The following is a 606-nucleotide window of genomic DNA, read 5'->3' as shown; positions in this document are numbered from 1 at the left end:
TTAAGCGGTGAAACTAATATTTCATCGCTTAACTTAACATAATTAATTACTTCTCATAAGATGAATGGCTCTTATATGAGCTCACAAGTGAAGAATCCACATTACTCCTGGAAATTATCAACGCTCGTTATGAAGCGCAGAAGTCGAATATTTACTGTTCCCAGTTCGACTTTCCGGGTTGGTATGAGAAACTAGGAGACGGTACTTTAGCAGAAGCTATCCTTGATCGAATTATACATAATTCTTATGATGTACTTATAGATGGAGATATTTCGATGCGTGAAAAGCTAGGTTTAAATCAAGATAACTAGACCAAGGGTCTTTTTACGACATAGCCAATAGATTTATAATATGTTGACCCCATTTCTACTCAAAAGTTGAGTAGAAATGGGGTCATTTAATTATTACTGGTAAACTATTCCGCAGACATTGGTAAATCTTCCCGCAAAGAGTGGTAAAAAGAACCGCACTACTGGTAAAAAACGTCCGCAATACTCACTATTTTCTTTAGATAGTTAATGAGTCTATCCTCTAGGTCAGCCTGAACCATTTCAGCGAGTAAATCATACATTCTCATGTATCTTGCCGTATAGCCTTCTTCGATGA

1 pseudogene is annotated in these 606 nt (G+C 36.6%); it reads left to right on the top strand.

Features of this window, described 5'->3' with window-relative positions:
- Positions 1 to 71: 71 nt before the first annotated feature.
- Positions 72 to 311: pseudogene (locus ACFO5Y_RS11645) on the top strand (ATP-binding protein); the annotation flags it as partial.
- Positions 312 to 606 lie beyond the last annotated feature (295 nt).

It is taken from the genome of Ruoffia tabacinasalis, assembly GCF_042652985.1.
In the GTDB taxonomy this organism is placed as follows: Bacteria; Bacillota; Bacilli; order Lactobacillales; family Aerococcaceae; genus Ruoffia; species Ruoffia tabacinasalis.
The sequence above is the reverse complement of the archived record's forward strand: the minus strand, read 5'-3'. Positions and strand labels throughout refer to the sequence as shown.